General features: G+C 67.7%; 21 protein-coding genes. 5 read left to right on the forward strand and 16 right to left on the reverse strand.

Going from position 1 to position 26,416, the window contains the following annotated elements; genetic code table 11:
- Positions 1–148 precede the first annotated feature (148 nt).
- Entirely contained in the window at positions 149–1,006 is an 858-nt protein-coding gene (locus OXS49_RS08010; RefSeq protein ID WP_244005614.1) for a response regulator, read from the forward strand.
- Between the two features lie 161 nt (positions 1,007–1,167).
- Here the strand turns inward: OXS49_RS08010 and lpdA are convergent, their stop codons facing one another.
- From lpdA to gloB, 11 genes are all read right to left on the reverse strand, one after another.
- Complete coding sequence (lpdA, locus tag OXS49_RS08015; protein WP_267423334.1) at positions 1,168–2,571, reverse strand: dihydrolipoyl dehydrogenase; 1,404 nt, start codon at positions 2,569–2,571, stop codon at positions 1,168–1,170.
- Between the two features lie 62 nt (positions 2,572–2,633).
- Positions 2,634–3,383: an SDR family oxidoreductase gene (locus tag OXS49_RS08020; RefSeq protein WP_267423430.1), complete on the reverse strand. Its 750-nt coding sequence runs from the start codon at positions 3,381–3,383 to the stop codon at positions 2,634–2,636.
- A 2-nt stretch (positions 3,384–3,385) separates the two neighbouring features.
- A complete protein-coding gene (locus tag OXS49_RS08025; protein ID WP_267423336.1) occupies positions 3,386–3,712 on the reverse strand; it encodes a pentapeptide repeat-containing protein in 327 nt (108 codons plus the stop codon).
- A gap of 274 nt (positions 3,713–3,986) precedes the next feature.
- Positions 3,987–4,205 (reverse strand): hypothetical protein, encoded by a 219-nt coding sequence (locus OXS49_RS08030; RefSeq protein ID WP_244005578.1) that lies wholly within the window; start codon positions 4,203–4,205, stop codon positions 3,987–3,989.
- Positions 4,206–4,228: 23 nt separating this feature from the next.
- A complete protein-coding gene (gene odhB / locus OXS49_RS08035; RefSeq protein ID WP_267423355.1) occupies positions 4,229–5,548 on the reverse strand; it encodes a 2-oxoglutarate dehydrogenase complex dihydrolipoyllysine-residue succinyltransferase in 1,320 nt (439 codons plus the stop codon).
- 92 nt (positions 5,549–5,640) lie between these two features.
- Positions 5,641–8,631, reverse strand: a complete 2,991-nt coding sequence (locus tag OXS49_RS08040) for a 2-oxoglutarate dehydrogenase E1 component (RefSeq protein WP_244005574.1) — start codon at positions 8,629–8,631, stop codon at positions 5,641–5,643.
- Positions 8,632–8,801: 170 nt separating this feature from the next.
- Positions 8,802–9,686, reverse strand: coding sequence for a succinate--CoA ligase subunit alpha (gene sucD / locus OXS49_RS08045; RefSeq protein WP_267423357.1), 885 nt, complete (start codon positions 9,684–9,686; stop codon positions 8,802–8,804).
- A gap of 2 nt (positions 9,687–9,688) precedes the next feature.
- Complete coding sequence (gene sucC / locus OXS49_RS08050; protein ID WP_267423359.1) at positions 9,689–10,885, reverse strand: ADP-forming succinate--CoA ligase subunit beta; 1,197 nt, start codon at positions 10,883–10,885, stop codon at positions 9,689–9,691.
- A 112-nt stretch (positions 10,886–10,997) separates the two neighbouring features.
- Positions 10,998–11,960 (reverse strand): malate dehydrogenase, encoded by a 963-nt coding sequence (gene mdh, locus OXS49_RS08055; protein ID WP_244005568.1) that lies wholly within the window; start codon positions 11,958–11,960, stop codon positions 10,998–11,000.
- 403 nt (positions 11,961–12,363) lie between these two features.
- Entirely contained in the window at positions 12,364–12,981 is a 618-nt protein-coding gene (locus OXS49_RS08060) for a TetR family transcriptional regulator (RefSeq protein WP_244005611.1), read from the reverse strand.
- A gap of 308 nt (positions 12,982–13,289) precedes the next feature.
- A complete protein-coding gene (gene gloB, locus OXS49_RS08065) occupies positions 13,290–14,066 on the reverse strand; it encodes a hydroxyacylglutathione hydrolase (protein WP_244005566.1) in 777 nt (258 codons plus the stop codon).
- Between the two features lie 152 nt (positions 14,067–14,218).
- Between gloB and OXS49_RS08070 the strand changes: the two genes are divergently transcribed.
- Positions 14,219–14,953, forward strand: coding sequence for a methyltransferase domain-containing protein (locus tag OXS49_RS08070; RefSeq protein WP_243916775.1), 735 nt, complete (start codon positions 14,219–14,221; stop codon positions 14,951–14,953).
- A gap of 91 nt (positions 14,954–15,044) precedes the next feature.
- Complete coding sequence (locus OXS49_RS08075; RefSeq protein WP_267423365.1) at positions 15,045–15,752, forward strand: MarC family protein; 708 nt, start codon at positions 15,045–15,047, stop codon at positions 15,750–15,752.
- A gap of 18 nt (positions 15,753–15,770) precedes the next feature.
- Here OXS49_RS08075 and OXS49_RS08080 read toward each other — a convergent pair whose 3' ends face one another.
- Entirely contained in the window at positions 15,771–16,826 is a 1,056-nt protein-coding gene (locus tag OXS49_RS08080; RefSeq protein ID WP_267423367.1) for a hypothetical protein, read from the reverse strand.
- A gap of 963 nt (positions 16,827–17,789) precedes the next feature.
- Between OXS49_RS08080 and OXS49_RS08085 the strand changes: the two genes are divergently transcribed.
- Entirely contained in the window at positions 17,790–18,623 is an 834-nt protein-coding gene (locus OXS49_RS08085) for an ArsA-related P-loop ATPase (protein WP_267423369.1), read from the forward strand.
- A complete protein-coding gene (locus OXS49_RS08090) occupies positions 18,620–19,063 on the forward strand; it encodes a hypothetical protein (protein ID WP_267423371.1) in 444 nt (147 codons plus the stop codon). The genes OXS49_RS08085 and OXS49_RS08090 overlap by 4 nt, the downstream gene beginning before the upstream one ends.
- Before the next feature lie 13 nt (positions 19,064–19,076).
- Here OXS49_RS08090 and OXS49_RS08095 read toward each other — a convergent pair whose 3' ends face one another.
- The 4 genes from OXS49_RS08095 to OXS49_RS08110 form a co-directional block, all read right to left on the reverse strand.
- Positions 19,077–20,114, reverse strand: a complete 1,038-nt coding sequence (locus tag OXS49_RS08095) for a cytochrome c peroxidase (protein ID WP_267423373.1) — start codon at positions 20,112–20,114, stop codon at positions 19,077–19,079.
- A 142-nt stretch (positions 20,115–20,256) separates the two neighbouring features.
- The gene (gene pbpC / locus OXS49_RS08100; protein WP_267423375.1) at positions 20,257–22,380 is read right to left on the reverse strand and encodes a penicillin-binding protein 1C; all 2,124 of its coding nucleotides are present in this window, start codon (positions 22,378–22,380) and stop codon (positions 20,257–20,259) included.
- An 87-nt stretch (positions 22,381–22,467) separates the two neighbouring features.
- Positions 22,468–22,683, reverse strand: a complete 216-nt coding sequence (locus tag OXS49_RS08105) for a hypothetical protein (RefSeq protein WP_267423377.1) — start codon at positions 22,681–22,683, stop codon at positions 22,468–22,470.
- 271 nt (positions 22,684–22,954) lie between these two features.
- The gene (locus OXS49_RS08110) at positions 22,955–26,368 is read right to left on the reverse strand and encodes an acyl-[ACP]--phospholipid O-acyltransferase (RefSeq protein WP_267423378.1); all 3,414 of its coding nucleotides are present in this window, start codon (positions 26,366–26,368) and stop codon (positions 22,955–22,957) included.
- Between the last annotated feature and the right edge of the window lie 48 nt (positions 26,369–26,416).

Genomic DNA, 26,416 nt, shown 5'->3' on the forward strand with positions numbered 1-26,416 from the left:
TTGTCATTGTTGCTCATTCGACGGCCAATTGTCTCCAGACTGGTAAGATGATCGGTTATATCCCTTGAATAGCCGGTTTCTTTAAGGGCTTCGTCACCATCTGCACCCATTCTGACCGTTACGGGGTGGGTCGGCGCGGACGGTCGTGATGGAGCTTGCGGAGGCGCGGACGCCCATACGGGTCGTGATTGCGGATTGTGACGCGGGCCGCCGGGCAGCGCTCGGTGACGTGGTCCAACGATTCGATCCCACGGCCGTGATCGACGAGGCGACGTCCGGTCAGGCGTTGTGCGACATCTTCCTCCGGCGTCGCCCGACCCTGGCCTTCGTCGGCCTTCAACTGGAAGATCTGAGCGGGCCCGAGGCCGTCGCGGTGGCGCGGCGCGCGGGCGCGGAGCCGCCCTGCCTGGTCCTCGTCGCCAACCGTGTTCTCGCCCAGTGGCAGGAGATCGCCACGAGCCTCGGCGCCTACGAGGTGCTCAAGACGCCGCTCGACCCGAGCCATATCGAGCAGTTGCTCCACGCCAACGCCCGCCGCCGGGCGCCGACGCGGGCGCTGCTCGCCTGCTCGTCTCCGGCCGGGCGTTCAGCGATCAGCCGGGTCGTGGCCCGGAGCGGCTTCTCGATCGAGCTCGACGAGACGGATGACGGCCGCCACGCCCTCAAGCTACTGAAGCTCGCGGCCTATGACTTCGCGTTCATCGACGTGAAGCTCACGGGCATCGACGGGCTGGAACTCGCCTGCCAGATCCAGCCCCTGGGCCTGGCCACCCGCATCACCCTCCTGACCACCTCCGAGCCGGAGTCGGTTGCCCAGGCGGGCCGCTATTTCGGCGTCGATGCGGTGCTGCGGATGCCGTTCTACGCCCGCGACATCGACCTTGCCCTGCATAACGCGCTGGGCCTGCGCCGGCCGTATCTCCTGAACGCCCTGACGGCTCCGCCGGCGCCGAGCGCGCTGCTGCGGATCGTGGATTTACCGAACGCCCGGCGCAAGATCGCCTGATCCCGCGCCGCGGGGATGGACCAAGTCATGGCTTCGAAAGGTCGAGACCTTTCGCGGGTCCAGGGCGGAGCCCGGGTCAAGATCTCAGGGCTCCGCCTTAAGAACCTGCCAAAGGGCTGAAGCCCTTTGGAAACCCGGGATCTCGCGGCTCGAACGGACGCTCAGACGTGGATGGCGCGCTTGTTGACTGCAAGCGCGGCTTCCTTCACCGCCTCGGTGAGCGTCGGGTGGGCGTGGCAGGTGCGGGCGATGTCCTCGGACGAGGCGCCGAACTCCATCGCCACCGCGACTTCGGCGATCAGGTTGCCGGCATCGGCCCCTACGATGTGGACGCCGAGCACCCGGTCGGTCTGAGCATCGGCCAGCACCTTCACGAAACCGTCCGTGGTGCCGTTGGCCTTGGCGCGGCCGTTCGCCGTGAACGGAAACTTGCCGGCATTGTAGGCGACGCCGTCCTTCGTCAATTCCTCCTCGGTCTTGCCCACCGAGGCGACCTCTGGGAACGTGTAGACGACGTTCGGGATCACGCCGTAATTCACGTGGCCCGACTGGCCCGCCAGCATCTCGGCCACCGCCACGCCCTCGTCCTCGGCCTTGTGGGCCAGCATCGGGCCGGCGATCACATCGCCGATGGCATAGATGCCGGTGACGTTGGTGGCGTAGTGCGAATCCGTCTGGATCCGGCCCTTGTCGTCCCGCTGCACGCCGACCGTGTCGAGGCCCAGGCCCTCCGTGTAGGGCACCCGGCCGATCGCCACGAGGACGACGTCGGCCTGGAGCGTCTCCGCTGCGCCACCCGCGGCCGGCTCGACCGTAACGGTTGCGCCACCCTTCTTGCCGACCTCGACGCCGGTCACCTTGGTGGACAGCTTGAAGGCGATGCCTTGCTTGGTCAGGATCCGCTGGAACTGCTTGCCGACCTCGCCGTCCATCCCGGGGAGCACCCGGTCGAGATACTCGACCACGGTGACCTCGGCGCCCAGGCGCCGCCAGACCGAGCCGAGCTCCAACCCGATCACGCCGGCGCCGATCACCAGGAGCTTCTTCGGCACCCGGTCGAGTTCGAGGGCGCCCGTGGAGGAGACCACGACCGTCTCGTCGATGGTCACGCCGGGCAGGCGCGTCACGTCCGAGCCGGTGGCGATGACGATGCTCTTGGTCTCGAGCATCTGATTGCCGCCATCCTCGGACACGACCTCGACCCGGCCGGCGCCTGCGATCCGGCCGGTGCCGTGGAAGGTCTCGACCTTGTTCTTCTTGAGGAGGAATTCGACGCCCTTGGTGTTGCCGGCCACGCCCTCGGCCTTGAAGCTCATCATCTTCTTCAGATCGAGCTTCACGCCGCTGACCTCGATGCCGAGATCGGCGAAGTGCTTGGTCGCCTCCTCGAAAGCCTCAGAGGCGTGGAGCAGCGCCTTCGACGGGATGCAGCCGACATTGAGGCAGGTGCCGCCGTGGGTGGCGCGCTTCTCGACCACGGCGGTGCGCAGGCCGAGCTGCGCCGCGCGGATCGCGCAGACATAGCCGCCGGGGCCGGTGCCGATGACGACGAGATCGTAGGACATGCAGGTTCGCTTCCGGTCGGTCATGCCGCGTGCGGGACGGGCGGGGATAAGTCAGGTGAGGATCAGCGGCCGCCGCCAACATCGAGGATGGCGCCCGTGGTGTAGGAGGCGTCCTCCGAGAGGAGCCACACGATCGGCGCGGCGACCTCCTCGGCGGTGCCGGCGCGGCCCAGCGGGACAGCCGGGCCAAGGCGTTCCACCCGATCGGGCTCGCCGCCGCTGGCATGGATCTCGGTGGCGATGATGCCCGGCGCCACCGCGTTGACGCGAATTCCTTCGCCTGCCACCTCGCGGGCAAGGCCGATCGTCAGCGAATCGATCGCGCCCTTTGAGGCCGCGTAGTCCACGAACTGGCTGGGTCCGCCGAGCCGCGCCGCCACCGAGGACAGGTTGACGATGGCGCCCCCTGCCCCTCCGCGCTTGGTCGACATCCGTCGCACCGCCTCGCGGGCGCAGAGGAAGCTGCCGACCACGTTGGTGGTCATCATCCGTTGGAGCCGGGCGAGGCTCATGTCGGCGACGTCCGACTTCACATCGACCACGCCGGCATTGTTGACGAGGGCCTTGAGCGGGCCGAGCGTGTCCGCCGCCTCGAACAGGGTGATCACGTCGGCCTCGCTGCCGACATCGCTCTTCACAGCAAGCGCCCGGCCGCCCTTGGCGGTAATCGCATCGACCACGCCTTGTGCCGCGGCGGCATCCGACACGTAGCTCAGGCAGACGGCGTAGCCGCGCTCGGCCAGCAGCAGTGATACAGCCCGGCCGATGCCGCGGCTGCCGCCGGTGACGATGGCAACCGGGTAGGAAGACACGGTCAAGCTCCGGCTCCTACGGTATCGCCTGTTTTACCGGTCAGAGTCTGGCGGTCGATGTAGTTCGGCAAGCGCGTATGCTCATCAATGATCGCGGTGGCGAGTTGCGCCGCGGTCAGGTTGCGTGCACCGGTCAGATCCGCTCCTCGCAGGATCGTTTTGCTGAGCAGCGCATCCTGAAAATCCGAGTTTCGGAACGCCGCACCGCTGGCATCGACACCAGATAGGTCCGCCTGCCGGAGATCGGCATTGCTGAGGTCGGTGTGGCGTATGATGGCGCCTCGAAAATTGACGGCGGGATGGGCCCTAGATTGAATGCGGTGGTTCATCGGCGGAAATCCTCATGCGCAGTGTTTCGATGACGGCTTTCACATCGATGGGCGGTTCAAGTTCCTCGTAGCGGGACCGACGTTCGCGTAGGTGCGCCTGCAGAAGTTCGAATATAGGATCGGACAGATCAGGAAAATCGCGTTCGATTTCGCGTAGCACGTAGATCGCCGCCTAAGCAGATTTGCGTTGGCAAGCCAACGCTTCATCCGCTTGGATCCTTGTTACAGCGCAGGTTTTTGTCGCAAAACCGGTGGCCACTTTTGCGAAACCTGCTTAGCGTATTTCGAGCCGCTCGTCTCCGAGTTGTCCAGCCGCGCGATTGAAGAGCTCGGTGACGTACGCGCGGCGCGCAAGTTCCGCCTGTGACGCTGCAGATCCAGTCTGCGTCAGCTCAGGTTTGAGCTTCCGCCACACAAGGGCTGCGCCCACCAAGGCGGCGAGCGCGAGCCCCAGATTGCGCACGATCTCCGAGATCAAGACCCATGTTTGCATGATCCCGGATCGCCACGACGGTCTCAGAGGTCCAGCACGAGCCGCGCCGGATCCTCCAGCGCCTCCTTGACTCGCACCAGGAAGGTCACGGCCTCCTTACCGTCGACGATGCGATGATCGTACGACAGGGCGAGGTACATCATCGGCCGCGCCTCGATCTTGCCGGCGCGGACCACGGGGCGCTCCTCGATGCGGTGCATGCCGAGGATGCCCGATTGCGGCGCGTTCAGGATCGGCGTCGACATCAGCGAGCCGTAGATGCCGCCGTTGGTGATCGTGAAGGTGCCGCCCTGCATGTCCTCGATGGACAGCTTGCCGTCGCGCGCCTTCTTGCCGAAGCCGGCGATCGTCTTCTCGATACTGGCGATCGACAGGTCGTCGGCGTTGCGCACCACCGGCACGACGAGGCCCTTATCGGTCCCGACCGCGATGCCGATGTGGTAGTAGTTCTTGTAGACGAGGTCCTGCCCGTCGATCTCGGCGTTGACCGCCGGCACGTCCTTGAGAGCGCCGATCACCGCCTTGGTGAAGAAGCCCATGAAGCCGAGCTTCGTGCCGTGCTTCTTCTCGAAGATGTCCTTGTACTGGCTGCGCAGCGCCATCACAGCCGACATGTCGACGTCGTTGAACGTCGTCAGCATCGCCGCCGTGTCCTGCGCATCCTTCAGGCGGCGCGCGATGGTCTGGCGGAGCTTGGTCATGCGCACGCGCTCCTCGCGCGACGCATCGTCCGCCGCGGAGGGCGTCCGCGGCAGGGTCGGGCGGGCCTCCTTGGCGGGCGCGGACGGAGCCGGACCCTTGGCGATGGCGCCGAGCATGTCGCCCTTGGTGACGCGGCCGTCCTTGCCGGAGCCGTTCACACCCGACGGATCGACGCCGGATTCCCGGGCGAGCTTGGCCACGGCCGGGCCGTTGTCGCCGACTGGGCGCTGCTGGGCTGCGGGGGGCCCCGCCTCGCCGTGGTTGCCGTAGCCGGCAGAAGATTCCTGGGCCGGCGCCTCGGCCTTGGCGGGAGCGGCGGTCTTCGGGGCCTCGCTCCGGCTTTCGGACTTGGTCTCGGTGGCCGCCTTCGGAGCCGCCTTCTTGGCCGGTGCCGCGCCGGCGCCGGCCTCGACGATCGAGCCGAGCAGGGCGCCGGGCTCCACGGTCTCGCCGTCCTTCACCAGGATCTCGCCGAGCTGGCCCGCCGCCGGGGCGTTGACCTCCAGGGTGACCTTATCGGTCTCGAGTTCGACGATCGGCTCGTCGGCCGCGACGATGTCGCCGGGCTTCTTGAACCAGCGGCCGATGGTGGCCTCGCTTACGGATTCGCCGAGGGTCGGGACGAGGATGTCGGTAGCCATGTCGTTTCGCACTTCCGGATCGGTTCGGCCGTGCCGGACGGCCTGGACAGTGACGGCGGCGGCCCGAGCGGGTCGCCGCCAAATCCCAAACATCAGACCGCGAGGGCCTCGTTGAGGAACGCCTGAAGCTGCGCCTGATGCTTCGACATCTGGCCCACCGCCGTGGAAGCCGAAGCCGGGCGGCCGACATAGCGGGCGCGCTTCACCGCGGAGCCAGCCTGACCGAGCACCCATTCGAGGTAGGGCTCGACGAAGGCCCAGGAGCCCATGTTCTTGGGTTCCTCCTGGCACCAGATCACATCGGCGTTGCGGAAGCGGGCCATCTCGTTGGCCAGCGCCTTGAGCGGGAACGGGTAGAGTTGCTCGACGCGCATCAGGTAGATGTCGTTGAGGCCGCGCTTCTCCCGCTCCTCCAGCAGGTCGTAATAAACCTTGCCGGAGCTCAGCACGACGCGGCGGATCTTGTCGTCGCGCACCAGCTTGTTGGGCGCGCCCTCCTCCTCCGCATCGTCCCAGAGGACGCGGTGGAAGGTCGAGCCCTCTGCCAGTGCGTCGAGGTTCGAGACGGCGCGCTTGTGGCGCAGCAGCGACTTCGGCGTCATCAGCACCAGCGGCTTGCGGAAGTCGCGCTTCAACTGCCGGCGCAGGATGTGAAAGTAATTCGCCGGCGTTGTGACGTTGGCGACCTGCATGTTGTCCTCGGCGCAGGCCTGGAGGTAGCGCTCCAGGCGAGCGGAGGAGTGCTCGGGTCCCTGCCCCTCGTAGCCATGCGGCAGCAGCAGCACGAGGCCGGACATGCGCAGCCACTTGCGCTCGCCGGAGGCGATGAATTGGTCGATCACCACCTGGGCGCCGTTGGCGAAGTCGCCGAACTGCGCCTCCCAAAGGACCAGCGCGTTCGGCTCAGCCAGCGAGTAGCCGTACTCGAAGCCGAGCACCGCCTCTTCGGAGAGCATCGAGTTGATGATCTCAATCGAGGCCTGCCCCTCGCGGATGGCGTTCAGCGGTGTGAAGCGCTGCTCGTTCTCCTGATCGATCACCACCGCGTGGCGCTGCGAGAAGGTGCCGCGCTCGACATCCTGGCCCGAGAGCCGGACCCTGTTGCCATCGAGCAGCGTGGCCCCGAAGGCGAGCGCCTCAGCGGTCGCCCAGTCGACACCGGTTCCGGTTTCCACGGCCTTGGCGCGGTTATCCATGAAGCGCTGGATCGTGCGGTGCAGGTGGAAGCCCGGCGGCACCTGCGTGATCTTCCGTCCGATCTCCTGCAGCGTCTCGGCCGGAACCGCGGTGCGGCCGCGGCGCGGGTCGTCCACGTCCTCGTGCACGGCCTTCACGCCGGACCAGCGCCCGTCGAGCCAATCGGCCTTATTTGCCTTGTAGTTGTTGGCAACGTCGAGCTCACTATCGAGCAACTGCCGGAACTCGGCCTTGCGGGCGTCCAGCGCCTCCTGAGTGACGGAGCCGTTCTCGACCAGTTTTCGGCCGTAGGTCTCCAGCACCGACGGATGCTTGCGGATCCGCTGGTACATCTTCGGCTGAGTGAAGGCCGGCTCGTCGCCCTCGTTGTGGCCGAAGCGGCGGTAGCACAGCATGTCGATCACGACCGGCTTGCCGAACTTCTGGCGATATTCGACGGCGACCTTCGCCGCGAAGGTGACGGCTTCCGGATCGTCGCCGTTGCAGTGGAAGATCGGCGCCTCGACCATCTTGGCGACGTCGGACGGATAAGGGGAGGAGCGCGAGAAGCGCGGATCGGTGGTGAAGCCGATCTGGTTGTTGATAATGAAGTGGATCGAGCCGCCGGTGCGGTGGCCCTTCAGGCCCGACAGGCCGAAGCACTCCGCCACCACGCCCTGGCCCGCGAAGGCGGCATCGCCGTGGATAAGCAGCGGCAGCACCGTGCGGCGCTCGATATTGGGCTTGGCCCACTGGTCCTGCTTGGCGCGGACCTTGCCGAGCACCACCGGATCGACGATCTCAAGGTGCGACGGGTTGGCAGTCAGCGATAGGTGGACGTTGTTGCCGTCGAAGGCGCGGTCCGAGGACGCGCCCAGGTGGTACTTCACGTCGCCCGAGCCCTCGACCTCGGCCGGGGAGGCCGAGCCGCCCTTGAACTCGTGGAATACCGCCCGGAAAGGCTTCGCCATCACGTTGGTCAGCACGTTCAGCCGGCCGCGATGGGCCATGCCGAGCACGATCTCGCGCACGCCGAGCGCGCCGCCGCGCTTGATGATCTGCTCCATGGCCGGGATCATCGCCTCGCTGCCATCGAGGCCGAAGCGCTTCGTGCCGGTGTACTTCAGATCGAGGAACTTCTCGAAGCCCTCGCCCTCGATCAGCTTGTTGAGGATCGCGCGTCGGCCCTCGGGGGTGAAGGAAATTTCTTTGTCCTTGCCCTCGATACGCTCCTGGATCCACGCCTTTTCGGCGGGATCGGAGATGTGCATGAACTCGACGCCGAGCGTCTGGCAGTAGGTCCGCTCCAGGATGTCGACGATCTCGCGGATCGTGCCAAACTGGAGGCCGAGCACGTTGTCGAGGAAGATCGGACGGTCCCAGTCGGCCTCTTCGGTGAAGCCGTAATGTTGCGGGTGCAACTCTTCGTGGTCGCCCCGCGGCGCAAGGCTCAGCGGATCGAGCTTGGCGTGCAGGTGGCCGCGCATGCGGTAGGAGCGGATCAGCATGATCGCCCGCACCGAATCCTTGGCGGCCTGCTCGACCGAGACGCCGGTCGTCGCGGTGACGCTGTCCTGCGGCTTGCCGGGCTTGGCCTCCTTGGCGTCGCGGGCGACGATCCGGTCGCCGACCGCCTTCTCCAGGGCGCCCCAGTTGCCGTCGAGCGCCGAGACCAACTCGCCGTTCAGCGGCACCGGCCAGTTCGGCTTCTCCCAGGAGGCACCGGCCGCGTTCTTCTCGACGAGCGTCTCGTCTTCGCCGAGGCCCTTGAAGAAGGCCTGCCACTCGGGATCCACCGAGGCCGGGTTGCGGGCATAGGCCGCCTGCAATTCCTCGATGTAGGCGGCGTTGGCGCCGTAGAGGAACGAGGTTTCGAGGAGCGCTTCGTTCACGTCCTGGCGTGCCATGGTGCGTCCATCCTGTCGCGCGGGCAGGCTGCCCTGCCCTTCAGGCGCTCCGTCCGCGCGGCGGATCGCCTTCAAACCGAAACGGGGCGGGTGACCGCCCCGCTGAATTTATCGTCTGTCTGATATGGGCGTTGCAGCCCTGCGATGGATGCAACGCTGGCGCCTGGAACTCAGCCCTTCAGGACCTCGACCAACGTCGAGCCCAGCCGGGCCGGCGACAGCGACACGCGGATGCCCGCGGCCTCCATCGCGGCGATCTTGTCCTCGGCGCCGCCCTTGCCGCCCGAGATGATTGCGCCGGCATGGCCCATGCGGCGGCCCGGAGGCGCCGTGCGGCCGGCGATGAAACCGACCATCGGCTTCTTCCGGCCGCGCTTGGCCTCGTCGCGCAGGAACTGCGCGGCTTCCTCCTCGGCCGAACCGCCGATCTCGCCGATCATCACGATCGACTCGGTCTTCGGGTCGGCCAGGAACAGCTCCAGCACGTCGATGAACTCGGTGCCCTTCACCGGATCGCCGCCGATGCCGACCGCCGTGGTCTGGCCGAGGCCGGCATTGGAGGTCTGGAACACCGCCTCGTAGGTCAGCGTGCCCGAACGGGACACGATGCCGACCGAACCCTGGCGGAAGATGTTGGCCGGCATGATGCCGATCTTCGATTCGCCCGCCGTGACGATGCCGGGGCAGTTCGGCCCGACGAGGCGCGACTTCGAGCCGATAAGCGCCCGCTTCACCCGCACCATGTCGAGCACCGGAATGCCCTCGGTGATGCAGACGATCAGCGGGATCTCGGCCGCGATCGCCTCGCAGATCGCATCCGCCGCGCCGGGCGGCGGCACGTAGACCACCGAGGCGTCGGCGCCGGTGGCCTCGCGGGCCTCCGCCACCGTATCGAAGACCGGCAGGCCGAGATGGGTCGCGCCGCCCTTACCGGGGCTCGTGCCGCCGACCATCTTGGTGCCGTAAGCAATCGCCTGCTCGGAGTGGAAGGTCCCGTTCTTGCCGGTAAAACCCTGGCAGATGACCTTGGTCGTGGCGTCGATCATCACCGACATGATCAGGCTCCCTTCACGGCGGCGACGATCTTTTGGGCGGCGTCGTCGAGGTCGTCCGCCGGGATCACGTTGAGGCCGGAATTGCGGATGATCGCCTTGCCTTCCTCGACGTTGGTGCCTTCCAGGCGCACCACCAGGGGCACCTGCAGGCCCACCGCCTTGACGGCGGCGATGACGCCGTTGGCGATCACGTCGCACTTCATGATCCCGCCGAAGATGTTGACCAGGATCCCCTTCACCTGCGGATCGGCGGTGATGATCTTGAACGCCGCCGTGACCTTCTCTTCTGAAGCGCCGCCGCCGACATCGAGGAAGTTCGCCGGCTCCTCGCCGTAGAGCTTGATGATGTCGAGGGTCGCCATGGCGAGGCCGGCGCCGTTGACCATGCAGCCGATCGTGCCGTCGAGCGCGATGTAGGCGAGGTCATATTTCGACGCCTCGATCTCCTTGGCGTCCTCCTCGGTCTCGTCCCGCAGGGCGACGATATCGGCGTGCTTGTAGAGCGCGTTCGAGTCGAACGAGATCTTGGCGTCGAGGCACTTGAGATGGCCGTCGGCCGTGAGCACCAGAGGATTGATCTCCAGCATGCTCATGTCCTTGGACACGAACGCTGCGTAGAGTTTTTCCGTCAGCGACGCGGCTTCCTTGGCCTGGGGGCCGGTGAGGCCCAGCGCCTTGGCGACGGCGCGGCCGTGGTGGGGCATCACGCCGGTGGCCGGATCGACCGCGATCGTATGGATCTTCTCGGGCGTGTCGTGGGCGACCGCCTCAATGTCCATGCCACCCTCGGTGGAAACCACGAAGGCGACCCCGCCGGTGACGCGATCGACCAGCATCGAGAGGTAGAACTCTTCGTCGATCTGCGCGCCTTCCTCGATGTAGAGGCGGTTGACCTGCTTGCCGGCCGGCCCGGTCTGGATCGTCACCAGGGTCTGGCCGAGCATCTCGCCGGCATATTGCTTCACCTCGTCGATCGACTTGGTGACGCGCACGCCGCCCTTGGCGCCCTCGGGCGCGCCCTTGAAGGTGCCCTTGCCGCGGCCGCCGGCGTGGATCTGGCTCTTCACGACCCAGACGGGGCCGCCGAGCTCCTTGGCGGCGGCCTCGGCCTCCGACGGGTTGAAGATGGCCACGCCGCGGGAGACGGGCAGGCCGAACTCCTTCAGCACGGCCTTGGCCTGGTATTCGTGAATATTCATCGGAGCCTCGTAGGGAGGAGCGAATAGGTGGAAGCGAACAGCGCGTCGAGAAATCGAGCGATCAGAAATCGGGTCTCCGACCAGAACGCGCTGCCCGGTCTCCGCTTACCGGTCAGGCGAGGTTGCTGTCGACGCCCTTGCAGGCCTCGATCAGGCCCGTGACCGAGGCGACCGACTTCTCGAACATCGCCTTCTCGGCGGCGTCGAAGGTGACCTCGAGGACGCGCTCCACGCCGTTGGCGCCGATCACGATCGGCACGCCGATGAACATGCCCTTCACGCCGTACTGGCCGTCGAGATAAGCGGCGCAGGGCAGGACCCGCTTCTTGTCGCGCAGGTAGCTCTCGGCCATGGCGATGGCGGAGGCGGCCGGCGCGTAGAAGGCCGAGCCGGTCTTGAGCAGGTTGACGATCTCGCCGCCGCCCTTGCGGGTGCGGTCGACCATAGCGTCGAGCTTCTCCTGGGTGGTCCAGCCGAGCTTGACGAGGTCGGTCAGCGGCACGCCCGCGACCGTCGAGTAGCGGGTCAGCGGCACCATGTCGTCGCCGTGCCCGCCGAGCACGAAGGCGGTGACGTCCTCGACCGAGACCTTGAATTCTTCCGCGAGGAAGTGGCGGAAGCGGGCCGAGTCGAGCACACCCGCCATGCCAACGATCTTGTTGGTGGGCAGCCCCGAGAACTTCTGAAGCGCCCACACCATCGCGTCGAGCGGGTTGGTGATGCAGATCACGAACGCGTCCGGCGCGTAGGTCTTGATGCCTTCGCCGACCGCCTGCATCACCTTCAGGTTGATGCCGATCAGGTCGTCGCGGCTCATGCCGGGCTTGCGCGGGACTCCGGCGGTGACGATCACAACATCGGCGCCCTTGATGGCGGCGTAGTCGCTGGCACCCGCGTAGGCCGCGTCAAAGCCCTCGACCGGGGCGGCCTCGGCGATGTCGAGCGCCTTGCCCTGCGGCACGCCGTCGACGATGTCGAACAGCACCACGTCCCCGAGATCCTTCAGGCCGGCCAGAAGGGCCAGGGTGCCGCCGATCTGGCCGGCACCGATGAGCGCGATCTTGTTGCGAGCCATGTCGGATCCGTCTCCCTTGCGTGTCGCTATCGAGGATGCGTCGGGCGTTGCGGGGATTGCGCTTCCGTTCCGGTTCGCGGTCAGATTCGCGGCCCCAAATCTGCGCGGCTGTGTGGCGGAAAAGCACCGTCGCTTCAACCCGATGCGGGTCGAGCGTCGACATCGGCGCCAAGCTCCGGGTGCCGGACGGCGGCACAGACAATCCGAGAAACGCCAGCGCTGCGAAGGTTTTAGGTGCAGTGCAACTTGGATCCGGCGTGTGGAGAAGCTTCGATGACAGACTCTGCAAGCTGTCATTTGCGCGTTTCGTCACTGCCGATGGTGCCGTAAACATCCGGACACAGCGAAGGCCCGGATTGAGGGTCCGGGCCTTGGAGAATCCGTCACGGTGGTGTCGGGCTTGTCAGAGAACCCCAGATCGCAGAACCCTCTGGATCGCGTGAATGACGGCGCCGAAGCGCGCCTCGATCAGATCGCGCGGCACTTCGGCATCGTGCTGGATCGCCAGCGGATGCGTGAAGCGGTAGCTCGCATCGAAAATGTAGGCGATCGCCCGCTCCCGGTCCCGGGCCGAGAAGATCCCGGAGGTGATTCCCTCCTCGACGACCCGCTCCACGAGACTGCGCAGGCGTACACGGTGCCGCCGGGCGATCGGCCGGGCCGCCACGGTGGCGTCGAGATGCACCGCGAACAGGTTCGGCTCGTCGACCAGCGCGTCGCGTTGAACGGTGGCCAGCGCGGTAAGGAGACGCTCGATCTTGTCGTCAGCCGGGTCGGGTGCATCGGCAATGCCGGCGAGCCGGGCTTCGACCTCGCGCAGCCAGCGCCCTGCCACAGCGTCGAGGAGGGCGTCCTTTGACGGGAAGTAGCGGTAGACGTTGGCATGGGTCATGCCCGCTTCGGCGGCTACGGCCACCACCGTCACACGCTTGGGGCCGAGCCGGGAGAGATGCTCGGTGGCGATGCCGAGCAACCGAACGTCGGCGGCTACGGGTGCGCGTGGCCTCGATCCGCCAGACACATCGGCTCCGTCCCGGGGCGTGCCGGTCTCGGCGACCTCGGCGACAGAGAGCTTGGATTTGGCGCCCAGCGCCTCTTCCTTGGACCCGTCAGATTCTGGCTTCAAAAAAGGCAGCGGAAGGCGGGAAGTGGACAGGTGGTAGGGCGAGACGGACCCCCATCATACCGGCTGAAGCGTCCCGGCGCTTCGCGTTGACGTTACGGCTTCCCCCCGGGAGCCCGTTAACCTGAGCGGATTTAGTCCGCTTAAACACTCCTATGTGTCAGTTTGCCTTGAGAAGGCAACAAATTTTTCTCGTTATCCCTGCGTCAGAAGCGGTTCTTCCACGCCCTAAGAGCGACGAAGACCGATTCTGGATCGCTTCCTGGTGGCAGATCGACGGATTTTGCCAGTGCTGGGACTGCGCCGCGCAGGAACGGGTTGGTGGCGCGCTCTGCGCCCATGGTCGAAGGAACGAGGAAACGGCTCTCCGCCTTCGCGGTTTCGGCCTCGGCGAAGCGGGCCTTGAGTGCTGCGTTGTCCGGCTCGGCCGCCAGAGCGAAGCGCGCGTTGGAGAGTACGTAGTCGTGGCCGCTGAAGACTTGAGCAGAATCGGGGAGATCGTCGAAGCGCCGCAGGGATCGGTAGAGGGTCTCGGGCGGGCTCTCCATTACCCGGCCGCAGCCGAGGGTGAACAGTGTGTCGCCGGCGCAGACAAGCCCCGCCTCGGAGAACCAGTACGTGACGTGATCGGCGCAATGGCCCGGCGTCTCCCAGACCTGCGCGGTCATATCGCCGACCCGTACCGTGTCGCCCTCCCGGACGGTAACATCCACCTGGGGGACCGCGTCGCCGGCCTTTGCGGGCGCGACGACCCGGGCGCCGGTGGCCCGCTTCACCGCAGGGATGCCTTCGACGTGATCGGCGTGCCGGTGCGTCACGAGGATGTCGGTGAGCCGCCAGCCGGTCTCATCGAGCGCCCTCAGGACCGGATCGGCCTCCGGCACGTCGATCGCCGCGCACGCACCGGTGACAGGATCGCGAATCAGGACACCGATATTGTCGCTGCGGCACAGGAAGGTGCGGATCTCGGGCTGGGCGGCCATCGGGGGATTCTCCTCGGGGCGCAAACGCTGTCGCCGTGAACAGGCGGTCCCACGGCCGGGTTCCGTGCACTTCGGGTCCGTAATGCTTGCCGCGGGCGACCCGGGTCACCATTGAGTACGCACCCGTTCCCGTGTCGGTAGCCTGCCTCTTCATGCGTCTCGACGTCAACGATTTGCGGGCCTTCTACGCCAGCCCCCTGGGCCGCACCACGCATCGCGTGGTCGGCCGCTCGATCGACGCGTTCCTCGGCTCGGTCTCGGGCCTGCGCGTGCTTGGGATCGGCTACGCGATGCCGTATCTCGGTCCGATCCACTGTATCGCCGAACGCACCCTCGCGTTCATGCCGATCAGCCAGGGCGTGGTGAACTGGCCGGCGAGCGGCCGATCCTGCACGGCGCTGGCCGATCCCACCATGATGCCGCTGCCCGAATCCGCCGTCGACCGGATCCTCCTCATCCACGCCCTCGAAGCCGTCGAGAGCCCCTCCGAGCTGCTCCAGGAGGTGTGGCGGACCCTCACCCCCGGCGGGCGGATGATCCTGGTGGTGCCGAACCGGCGGGGGGTCTGGGCCCGGCGGGAGGCGACGCCCTTCGGCCATGGCCAGCCCTACAGCCGCTCGCAGCTCGGCCGGTTGATGCGCGAGACGCTGTTCTCGCCGGTGAACTGGACCGAGACGCTCTACATGCCGCCGGTGCGCTCGCGGCTGATGCTGCGCACCGGGCCGGCCTGGGAGTGGACCGGCACCAGCCTATCGCTGCCCTTCGCGGGCCTGCACGTGGTCGACGCGACGAAGCAGCTGTACCGGCCGGTCACGGTGCGGCAGGTGCGGCGCGCCCGTCGCCTCGCCCCGGCCCGGGTGCTGGTGCCGGCTCCTGCCCCTGGCTGAGCGCGCGTTGTCGCGAGCGGCCGTCTGCGGAAACCGGATTCCGTCGGCGCGCCCGGTGGCCTAGGAGGACGGTCCGCATGGACCGACCCTGATGAGCATCGATTTCACCGTCCAGCAGTTCCTGCTCGCCCTCTCGGGCCTGGTCGCGATCGTCAACCCGATCGGCGGCGCCTTCATCTTCGCCCAGGTGACGAGCGCCTACAGTCACGCCGAGCGGGTACTCCTGTCGCGCCGGATCGGCGTCTACGCGGCGCTGGTGATGCTGGGCGCTCTCTGGGCCGGGACGCCGATCCTCAACTTCTTCGGCGTCACCCTGGCGGCCCTGCGCGTCGCGGGCGGGCTGGTGGTGATGTCGTCGGCCTGGACCCAGCTCAACCGACCGGAGGCGCGGGAGGCGCGCAAGCAGGCCGAGGCTTCGGGCTCGGCCGGGCCGGGCGCCGCGGCCTCCTCCGAGCCGGTACCCACCGCGGTGCTCTCCGAGATCGCCTTCTTCCCGCTGACCCTGCCGTTCACCACTGGGCCGGGCACGATCGCCGTCGCAATCACCCTGGGCGCGAACCGGCCGGCGGCTTACGCCGAGCGGGCCGGTTTTTATTTCGGCGTCACGGTGGCAGCGCTGGTGGTCGCCGTCACGGTCGCCCTCCTGTACGCCTCGGCCGACCGGGTCGTGGCGCTCATCGGCCCGGCCCGGGCCCGGGTGGTCGGACGCCTGTTCGCATTCCTGCTGCTCTGCGTCGGCACGCAGATCCTGATCAACGGCCTGACCGACGTGATCGCGCCGCTGCTGGAGGCGCGATGATCCCGGGCCGAGCCGCCGTCAGATGACCGGCAGGGTCCCGAGGCTACCAAACAGGGCGGCGTGGCCCGCGTAGTAGAGGAACAGGAAGGCGGCCAGCGCTGCGCCGTACCAAGCCGGCGCCAGGAGTAATTGGCGTGCCCGCACCCGAACCCGGACATCGTCGGCGGCGATCGCCAACAGCACCACGATGATCCCGGAATGGCCGATCGCGTCCACCTTGCCGAACTCGACGATCGCCGAGACGAAGATCGCCGCCAGGATGATCGCTGCGCAGCGCCGGACCAGGGGCGTCCAGATCAACGCGAAGGCGAGGGTGAACTCGATCACGCCGGCGGCCTGCATGAACAATTCGGGGGTCGCGCCCATGGTCATCTGCGGCTTGGCGGCGAGCAGCGGCGCCGACCATTCCGGATAGGCCCACTTCTCGATCGAAGCCCACATCAGCGTGACCGCGGCGGACCAGCGGACGAGGTCGAGGGGGCGGATGTCGAAGGGCTTCAGGTCGAGACCCTGCACGATCAGGTAGACGGCGATCCCGAGGAAGATCGGATAGTCGGCGAGGTGAAACAGCCCGTATTGCGCGGTCGCGTAGCTGAACAGGAAGACGAGGCCCAGGCCGGTGACCGGCATCGTGCGGCGCCAGATCAGGCAGCCGGCCAGCCCGAGCTGAAACCACGGGATCCAGGCCACGTCGGTCTTCAACTCCGGCGTCAGGATGATGCCGCCGAGGACGAACAGGGAAACGAGGAAGAAGCCCAGCGTGGCGCGGACCAGCAACTCCGTGTCGGTGCGGATCCGCGTGGTCACGCGATCGAGGGCGTTGAGCAGTGCGCCTCCCAGGGGCGTGCCCTCCGCCAGGCATCCGAACATCAGGCAGAGCAGCGCGAGGCCGGTGAGCCACTCGAAGTCGAGGCAGAGGACCTGTTCGAGGCCCTGCGGCTGACCGGCCACGTCGAAGGCGCAGAACCATTTGACGTGCGCCTCGGCGGCGTTCGTCCCCGCGAGGATCAAAGGGCCGGTCAGGCCGAGGGCGCAGGCGACTGCCGGGGCCGACTTTTTGTTGGATGTTGGCATTGAGCCCTCGTCGCAGCGCAACGACACCGTGGTTACCGGTTTACTTAAATATACCCGGCGCATTTTAGCCAAGGGTTTGTTAACGAATGTGAGTGAACGGTTAACGCTGTGGATTGTGCTTAGGTAGCGTCGAATCTCGTTCTGGCTGTGCGGGACCTTCGAGCGGGGGCCACGACCCTCGGCAGCACAGTGCCGAACCGCTTGCTGCTTTGACGGCTGTTGGCTCGACTATCCCCGTCAGATGGCAAGTCTCGACCGCGTTGGGTTTTGCGGCGACCACGTCTGTACCGCGCTGTCGACACGTTCTGCAGGTCTGATCCGCATCAGGGCCACGACCCCGGCGCCGAGCCGTAATGATTTCCACTTGTGTGCTCAATATTTATAGTATTTAAGCAACAACTGTTACGCGTAGTAGTATATATAAAAATTATTGCTAAGGACGGCGATATAAGACCGCAAACATAAACTGAATACACCAGTGAATAGCGCGAGATTGATTCATTAATGTTTAGGCTGTAGCGGAAAGATGCCTGCAGAGACGGCAGGTATCGGGTTCGCATCTTGCGTGAGCCAGCGCGTTGTCTTGGTCGAACCGAATTCAGGGGCTGGGCCTATGCGGCTGGTCCGCCGGAGCGAGAGACCGAGCAACGGGATGCGCGCAATGGGGAGGGACGCCATTCCGAGGCCCGACACACCTGTCGACCTGCGGCGGTCGCGCCTCCCTGAGCCGTGGCACCGGGAGGGCCATCGCTCTGCCGCCGGCCCACCGGGCGAATCGCGGGGGTTGGCGCATGTCCGGCCGGGCGTGGCCGGGGCATCGAAGATGACCGAAGCGAAGCCCTGACGGCGTCCCGGCCCCGGGAGCAGCCCCGGCTGCAGCGCATCAATCCTGACATCCCGCGGGACGGTTCCTCACCGCTTCGGCGTGCGGCACCGCCCTATCCATCACTAAGGAGAGACTTCATGGCCGATGATACGCAGACCAAGGTTCCGGCCTGGTACGGACCGGACGAGATCCAATTGATCCAGCGCGACCTTCTCGGTTCGGCGGCGAAGATCCTGATCCTGTGCCTGGGCGGCAAGGGCGGTGTCGGCAAGACGACGATTGCGCTTCAGGTCGCCGATCTCTGCGCCGAGGTCAGTCCGGTCCTGGCGATCGACACCGATCCGGCCAATCGCCATTTCCACACGGCTTTAATGCAGGAGACCAACCCCGGTAGCGAGAGTTTCGTGCCGCGCCGGCCCGACATCACCTGCTTCCGTCAGCGCCTGCGCGCCGAGGACAGCACCGGCCGCGTCGACCCGACCCTGTGCCAGGACATGATCGAGCACGTGATCGAGGCCGCCGAGCGCTTCGTGGTGGTCGATTTCCCGGCCGGCGACACCGAGACGACCCGTCGCTGCGCCGAGATCATCGTGGAGAGCTGCCGGGAATCGAACATCCGCCTCGCCGTGGTCGTCGCGGCCGGTGCCGTCGATCCGACCGCCCTCGATGTCCTGCGCGAACTCAAGCCGATGCTGATCGAGTGCGACCGGGCGATCCTGGCGAAGAACACCGCTCAGGCGACCAATTTCGACTACCTCGAATCCTCCGAACTCGTGAAAGCCCTGCTCAAGCAGCCGAATTTCCGTGTGATCGAGATCGAGAGGATCGGCGAGCGCCTGATCGAGGCCCTGCGCGTGCAGAACATGACGTGGCAGACGCTGGCCAACACGGCGCCGATGCGCCTGCGCGTTGAAGGCCGCCGCCTCCGGCGCAACTTCCACCAGGTGTGGCGGGAAGCGCTCCGGCCGTGACCAACCTCGAGCGGTTCTACCGGTCGGTCCACGGCCGCGATCTTCAGCCCTGGGAGCGTCAGCTCGCCGTGCGGATCGCGGCCGCCTTGAACACGACGACGAACGACGACTTCGTCGTTCACCTGCTCCTCGTGTACATGTCGACGAACTCGATCACCAACATGTACAACGAGTTGGTGGCCGCGCGGAACACGCTCGCCGAAGACAACCGCGACCTGATCCAGACAGTCACGAAGGATCTGCGCCGCAACAAGCTGCTGACCTACGGGCTGATCGGCGCGGTGGCGCTCGCCGTCATCGCGGGGGCCTGGACGCTGGCCACGGTGGTCAGCCTCTCAAACGGCGCGGCGGCGAACGAGGCCCGCCTCGCCGCCGCGCTGGAAGCCTGCGAGCAACGGAATACCGGACGCCCCCCGCGCGGGCTCGACCTCGGCCGTTAAGGCGGATCCAGCGTCAGGGCGTCGGCGGCTGGGCCGAGAACGACGCGGTCACGAGGTCGCGCTCCGTCCGTGCCGACAGCGTCGCGAGGAAAGCCAGGAGATCGCTCCGCTCCGTGGCGGTGAGATGAAGCGGCTTGATCAACCGGGAGCGGCTCGGGCGGTCGATCCCGCCGCGGTCGTAGAGATCGATCACGGCTTCGAGGTTCGGCACCGATCCGTCGTGCATGTAGGGCGCGCGCTGGCCGACCTCTCGGAGCGTCGGCGTCTTGAAGGCGTAGCGCAGCGCGACCGAGGTCGGCTTGAAGCGGCCCCGCCCGATGTCGGTCCCCTGACCGACGCCGATGTCGTGGAACGAGTTGTCGGTGAACGACCAGCCGGAATGGCAATTGGCGCAGCCGGCGCGACCGTTGAACAGGTCGAAGCCCCGCTTGGCCGGCTCGGCGATCGCGTCCTCCTGGCCGGCGATCCACCGATCGAACGGGGCCGGCTCGGTCACGATCAGGCGTTCGAAGGTAGCAAGCGCTGCTTCCAGCCGTTCCCGGGTGACGGCCGGATCCGCGAAGGCGCTCGCGAAGGCTGCCGTGTAGTCCGGGTCGGCGGAAAGCCGGGCCAGGGCCTCGTTCATCGGCAGGTTCATGTTGCCCGGCGCCATGATCGGCATCGCCGAGACCGATTCGAGCGTGTGGAACTTGCCGTCCCAGCCGAGTGGGCCGTCCTGCCAAGCGACATTGAGGACCGTGGGCGTACGCAGGTCCATGTCGCCCTGTTGGCGTGTCGCCGCGCGGGCGCGCCCGTCGGCCCAGGCCAGATCCGGGACGTGACAGGTCGCGCAGGAGCGGGTCCGATCGCCGGACAGGATCGGATCGAAGAACAGGCGGCGACCGAGTTCGGCCTTGGCGGCCGTGTACGGGTTTTCGGCCGGAAACGGGATCTCGGCGGGCGGGCGATAGGTGTCGCGCCAGCCGGCGCGGCGCGAGTCCGGGCCGCTGCCGAGCCCCACGCCGACGAATCCAAGAATCGCCGCGACCGCGGCGCTGACCTTCCACGCCATCATCAACCTCACAGGGCACGTTTATACCGCTATTCGTTGATGACCGATGAATCTCCGCATGAATATTCCGCGGCCGGAAAGTGCACGCGTATGAAAAACTTCGGCGCCGCCAAGCTTCCGCAATGCAATCCGTGGTCTCGGGTTATTCCAGCCGGACCGCAACGCTGTCACTCGCTCCGGTTGAATCAAGGACGGAGATACGCGCGAAGCCGACCCCTTGGGGAAACCATTCGGCACGGCGACGCAGCGTTTGCGCGACTGGCTGACCATCGATCAGCCACGTCAGCGGTGGCACCCCGCCCAGCGCTTTGAGGGCGACGGCGTCGCCGTCTCGGCCATGCCCGCCTGGTGCCAGACCAAGGTCGATCCGTGCGCCATCGGGGGGATAAGCAATCCGCAAGGTCGGACCCCGTGCACCGGCCGCGTCGCGACCCAGCCGCTGCAGCGGCGGCGGCAGGCTGCTCGATCCGGCCATCAGGGTGTTGGCCGGCCGGGGAACCGGCTCGGACTCGCCGCCGAAGCGCGCGAAGGCGTCGAACAGGATCGGCGCCGCGACGACCCTTCCGACGAGGCCTGGAACCGCCGCCCCGTCCGGACGTCCGACCCACACCGCCACCGTCACACGCCGGTCGAACCCGGCCGCCCAGGCGTCACGATAGCCATACGACGTGCCGGTCTTGTAGGCAATGCGGTTCGGGAGGGCGTTCTCGGGCGGCGGCGTCCCGCGCAGGATGTCGGCAATGTACCAAGCGGCTACGGGGCTCGCCACCTGGCGGCCGGATCCGGGCGCCCCCGCCTCGGCGCGGCGCTGGATGCCGGGCAATGTGCCGCCGCGGGCGAACCCGGCATAGAGCCGCGCGAGGTCGGTGAGTGTGATGCCGAGCCCGCCGAGCGCCACCGGCAGGCCGGGCGCCGCTTCGCGCGGGAGTTGGATCCCGGCGCCGGCCGCGCGCAGCCGCGCGATGAAGCGGGCCGGGCCGACCGCCTCCATGAGCGCGACCGCGGGGACGTTGAGCGACAATTGCAGCGCGCGCCGGGCCGTGACCGTGCCCTGGAAAGACAGGTCGAAATTCTCCGGGGCGTAGCTCGCCGAGAAGCGCGTCGGGCGATCCTCCAGCAGCGTTTCCGGATGGGCCAAGCCATCCTCGAACGCCATGGCGTAGACGAACGGCTTCAGGGCGGAACCGGGGGAGCGGATCGCCAGGGTCATGTCGATGGCGCCGCGCCGGGTCGCATCCAGGTAGCCGGCGCTGCCCACCTGGGCGAGGACGCGCCCGTCCCGATTGTCGAGGACGAGGATCGCCGCCGAGAGGTCGGGTCCCGTTGCGGCGGCGCGCTCGGCTGCCAGCGCCTCCAGCCGCTCCTGCAGGGGGGCATCGATCGCGAGGCGGATCACCGGATTTGTCGGATCGGCTGCCACCGCTTCCTCGGCGGCGTGCGCGGCCAGCATCGGGAAGGGCTTTCGTGCGGTCGGAACCGGCTCCGCCTTCGCGGCCTCGGCCTCCGCCGCGGTCAGGACGCCCCGGGCGCTGGCGATGTCGAGAACGCGGTCGCGGGCGGCGCGGGCGCGCTCCGGGAACCGGTCTGGACGGCGGGCCTCGGGGGATTGCGGCAGGGCGACGAGCAGCGCGGCCTGCGCCGCTGTCAGCCGCGCGGGCTCCCGTCCGAAATACGCGAGGCTCGCCGCCCGGACGCCCTCCAGCGGACCGCCATAGGGGGCGAGCGCGAGATAGAGGTCGCGCATTCCGGCCTTGCCGAGGCGCCGTTCGAGGGTGACGGCCCGGACCATCTGACGGAGCTTCGCGTCGAGGGAGCGTTCGCGCCGCGGCTCGACCAGACGGGCCACCTGCATCGACAGGGTCGAGCCGCCCGACACGATGCGCCCCCGCGCCAGCCACTGCCCCGCGGCGCGCAGCAGGGCCGCGGGGTCGATGCCGAAGTGATGCGCGAAGCGGCGGTCCTCGTAGGCGAGCAGCATCGCCTGGAAGCGCGGATCGACCGCGTCCGCGATGACCGGCAGGCGCCACCGCCCGTCCGCGGTCGCGAAGGGGCGCAGCAGCGCTCCGGATCGATCGAGCACCACGGTGGAGCGTGTCGCCGCAGACGAGAGGTCCACGGGTGGCAGCGCCGCGGTATAGACCCCGGCGGCGCCAAGGCTGGCCGCCAACAGGCCCAGCCCCAACCCCACGGTCACGAGACCCGAGCGGACGGCCAGGCGCCGCGCCGGGGGCGCTCCTCCATCGGGGTCGAACCCGTCCTGCGGCACGTCTCCTCCGGGGTCCGGACTAGCCTGACGGCACGCAGGATTCCCGGTTCCCGCAGCGCAGGCAAGCCCGTCCTTGCGCGGCCCCGGCTACGCGATGCCGATGCTGCGCTGCTCCGCGAAGTTCAGTCGCTCCGGCCGTTCGAACCGCACCGGGAACGGCACCACGTTCGATGCGAGCGGTGCGACCGCAGCGTCGTAAGTCGAACCGGTCCCGCGAGCCTTGCCGGGTTTCAACCAGCGCCCGACGCGCCTGAAATACGTCCGCCTCGCCAACCAAGCTGGAACTTGCCCGTCCTTCGACATGATCTGCCTCTCTCGATGCAACCCGCGGCGACGATATCCAGCCCGGTCGCTCGATCGCGTCATCGGACCGAATCGGAGCTGTATTCGTGATACGAATTCATACCGGGAGTCGTTGCATCCTCCGTTTGGGTGATGCCGCCCCACGGCTCTGAGGCAGTCGGGCAAAACCGTCAGAGCGCTCTCCGCCGAAGTAGATGCCGGTTCGGCGCGAGAGAGCGCGTCACGACAAAGGCTTAGGGCCGTGCCCGATCGCAATGCGATGGGCACGGCCCTAAGCGGCAGCGGTTTCCTTCGCCCGCTCCAGCGCCAGCTTGGTGACCGCTATTTGATCGACCTTGCCGGTGCCGAGCATCGGGATCGCCTCCAGCACCACCACCTCGGCAGGGATCGCGACGTCGGAGGCGCCGCGATCCTTGGCGAAGCTCTGGTAGGTTGATCGCGTTGCGTCCTTCGCCTGCGTGAACAGGATCAGCCGCTCGCCCTTGCGCGGATCCGGCACCGCGGCCACCGCGCTCAGGTGGTCGGGCCAGAGTTCGGCGGCCAGCGACTCGATGCCCGCGAGAGACACCATCTCGCCCGCGATCTTGGCGAAGCGCTTGGCCCGGCCCTTGATCGTGACGAAGCCCATCGCGTCGATCGCCACGATGTCGCCGGTGTCGTGCCAGCCCCCCGGCGGCGGCTCCAGCACCCCCGGCGTCTCGGCGCGCAGGTAGCCCAGCATGATGTTGGGCCCCTTCACGGACAGTCGGCCGCCGTCGTCGATCCCCGGTACCGGCTCGAGCCGCGTCTCGATGCCCGGCAGCATCCGCCCGACCGTGCCGAAGCGGTTGAACATCGGCGTGTTGAGCGCGACCACAGGCCCGCACTCGGTGACGCCGTAGCCTTCCAGGATGCGCAGGCCGAATTTTTCCGCCCAGGTCTTCCGGGTGGCCTCCTTCACGGCCTCGGCGCCGGCCACGACGTAGCGCAGCGAGCGCAGGTCGTAGGAATGGGCCGACCGGGCATAGCCGGTCAGGAACGTGTCGGTCCCGAACAGCACGGTGCTGTTCGAGCCGTAGATCAACTCCGGCACGATCCGGTAGTGCAGCGGTGACGGGTAGAGGTAGACCGGTACGCCCGAGACCAGGGGCAGCACCAGCCCGGCCGTGAGGCCGAAGGCGTGGAACACCGGCAAGACGTTGAACACCTTGTCCATCGGGCCGAAATCGATCCGTGCCGCCACCTGGGCCACGTTGGCGAGCATGCAGCGATTGGCCAGAACCACGCCCTTCGGCGTGCCCTCGCTGCCCGAGGTGAACAGCACCGCCCCCGGATCCTCGCCGGAGCGCGCCACAAGGGGCCGGCGGGGCGCCAGCAGGCCCCGGATCTTGTCCCCGGTCGTGATGCCGGCGCGCACGTCCTCCAGGTAGATCAGCTCGACCGATCCGCGGATCGCCTCCACGAGCGGCCCGAGCCGCCCCTTCTCGATGAAGGCCCGGGAGGTGAGAACCTTGCTCACCTCGGCGGCCCGGCAGGCCGAGAGGACGTTGGCGGGACCGGCGGAAAAGTTGATCATCGCCGGCACCCGGCCCGCGGAGGCCAGCGCGAACAGCGTGACGGCGGCACCGTTGGCGTTCGGCAGCATCACCCCGATCCGGCCGCCCACGGGGGCCAGCGGCATGAGCTTGCGGCCCAGGATGTTGGCGCCCATCACGAGCCGGCTGTAGGAGAGCCGACCGCCGACAGGGTCCTCCAGGGCGTTGCGACGCCAGCCGTGAAGATCGCCCGCCTCGATCAGAGCCGCCATCAGGCCACGATCGATATCGGCGGTGCGGAACACGAGGTCGGACATGATCCCGTAGAGGGCCGCGCCCGCCGCCTGCCGCCGCGCCTTGCCCTTGAGGGCGGGATCGACGGTCAGCCGTACCGGCGGCATCACCGTCACGATCACCTTCGGCCACCACGTGCGGCTGACCTGCCGGCGCGACAGGCGCGAGAAGATCGTGCGCTCCAGCCCGTCGATCTTGACCGGCACGACCATGGCGCCGGACTTGTCGGCGATCAGCCCGGCGCCGTCATAGACCTTCATCAGGCTGCCGGTGACGGTGAGCCGGCCCTCGGGGAAGATGATCAGGGTCTCGCCGCTTTTCACGGCGTTGATCAGCGTCCGCGTCGCGAGCGGGCGCGTCGGGTCCAGCGGCATCGCCTTGGTGACCCGCAGGAACGGCCGCACCCACCAGCGCTGCGCGATCCCGCTGTCGATCGCGAAGACCGGCTCCTGCTCCAGCAGGGACAAAGCAAGCGGCGCATCGAGGAACGACACGTGGTTGAGCGCCACGATGGCGTTCGGGCCGGCTGCCGCGACGTTGTCGAGGCCGCGGACCTCAAGCCGGTAGAAGGCCCGGAACAGGATCGACAGGGCGTCCCGGAACGGGCTGGTCGGCAGGGTCGCGAACACGATGGCGCCGACGATCAGGTTCAGCACCGCGACGACGGCGAGCAGGCTCGCGATCGACAGGCCTGCCCCCTGCAGAGCCGCGAGCGCCAGGGTGCCGGCCACCATGAAGGCCGCCGTCACCACATTGACGGCGCCGATGATGCGCGCGCGCATCGCCTTCTCGGCCCAGGCCTGCACGGCCGCGAAGGACGGGACGATGTAGAGGCCGCCCGCCATGGCGAGACCCAGGAAGCCGATGGCGACGCGCAGGCCGTCGCCGGTCCGCAGGAAGTCGAACGGACCGATCGCCTCGGCGGATGGCGGCGGCAGGTGGCCGATCGTCCAGGCGAGGTCGAGGCCGAACAGGCCCATCAGCACGGCGCCGACCGGCGTCGGCAGCAGCACGATCCGGCCGCTGGCGAGCCATGAGGCCAGCCCGGAGCCCAGCGCGATGCCGATGGAGAACAGCGCCAGCAGCAGCGTGATCACCGTCTCGGTGCCGTTGAAGGCGCCGCGCACCAGAACCGGCAGGAGCGACAGCACCACGACGCCGACCAGCCAGAACCAGCTCACGATCAGCGAGCCGCGCCACAGGCGCGTGTCGGCCCAGAGGTCGCGCAGCAGCGACAGGGTCGAGCGGGCGATGTTGGGATCGACCCGCAGGTCCGGCGCCCCCTCCCCGGTCGCCGGGATCATGCGGGCCGAGAGCCAGCACAGGATCGCGAAGCCCATCACCAGGGCGCCGAACAGGACGCCCGAGCCGCCCAGCGCCGAAGCCGCGCCGGCCGCGATCGTGCCGAGCAGGATCGCCAGGAAGGTCGCGGCCTCGACCAGCGCGTTGCCGGCGGGCAGCTCCTCGCGGCGCAGGTGATCGGGCAGGATGCCGTACTTGATCGGGCCGAACAGGGCCGCGATCGTCCCGAACAGGCCGAGCGCCACGAACAGCACTGGCACGGACTGCAGCAGGAAGCCCAGCACCGCGGTGCCGGCCGCGAAGATCTCCGCGAATTTGAGCCGCCGCGCCATCAGCGCCTTGTCGTACCGGTCGGCCCATTGGCCGCCGAGGCCCGACAGGAGGAAGAACGGCCCGATGAACACGGCGCTCGCCAGCGTCACCAGCACGCCCGCATGGGCATCGGCCTCCCCGCCGATCCCGAACAGGATCAGGAAGGCGAGCGCGTTCTTCAGGAAATTGTCGTTGAAGGCCGAGAAGAACTGGCACCAGAACAGCGGCGCGAAGCGCCGCGCGGTCATCAGGGTACGGAACATGGCGGTCTCTCGTTCCGAACCTGACTGGCCCACCCGGCATGGTCAGGT

The organism is Methylobacterium sp. GC_Met_2, from assembly GCF_026540795.1.
Lineage (GTDB): Bacteria > Pseudomonadota > Alphaproteobacteria > Rhizobiales > Beijerinckiaceae > Methylobacterium.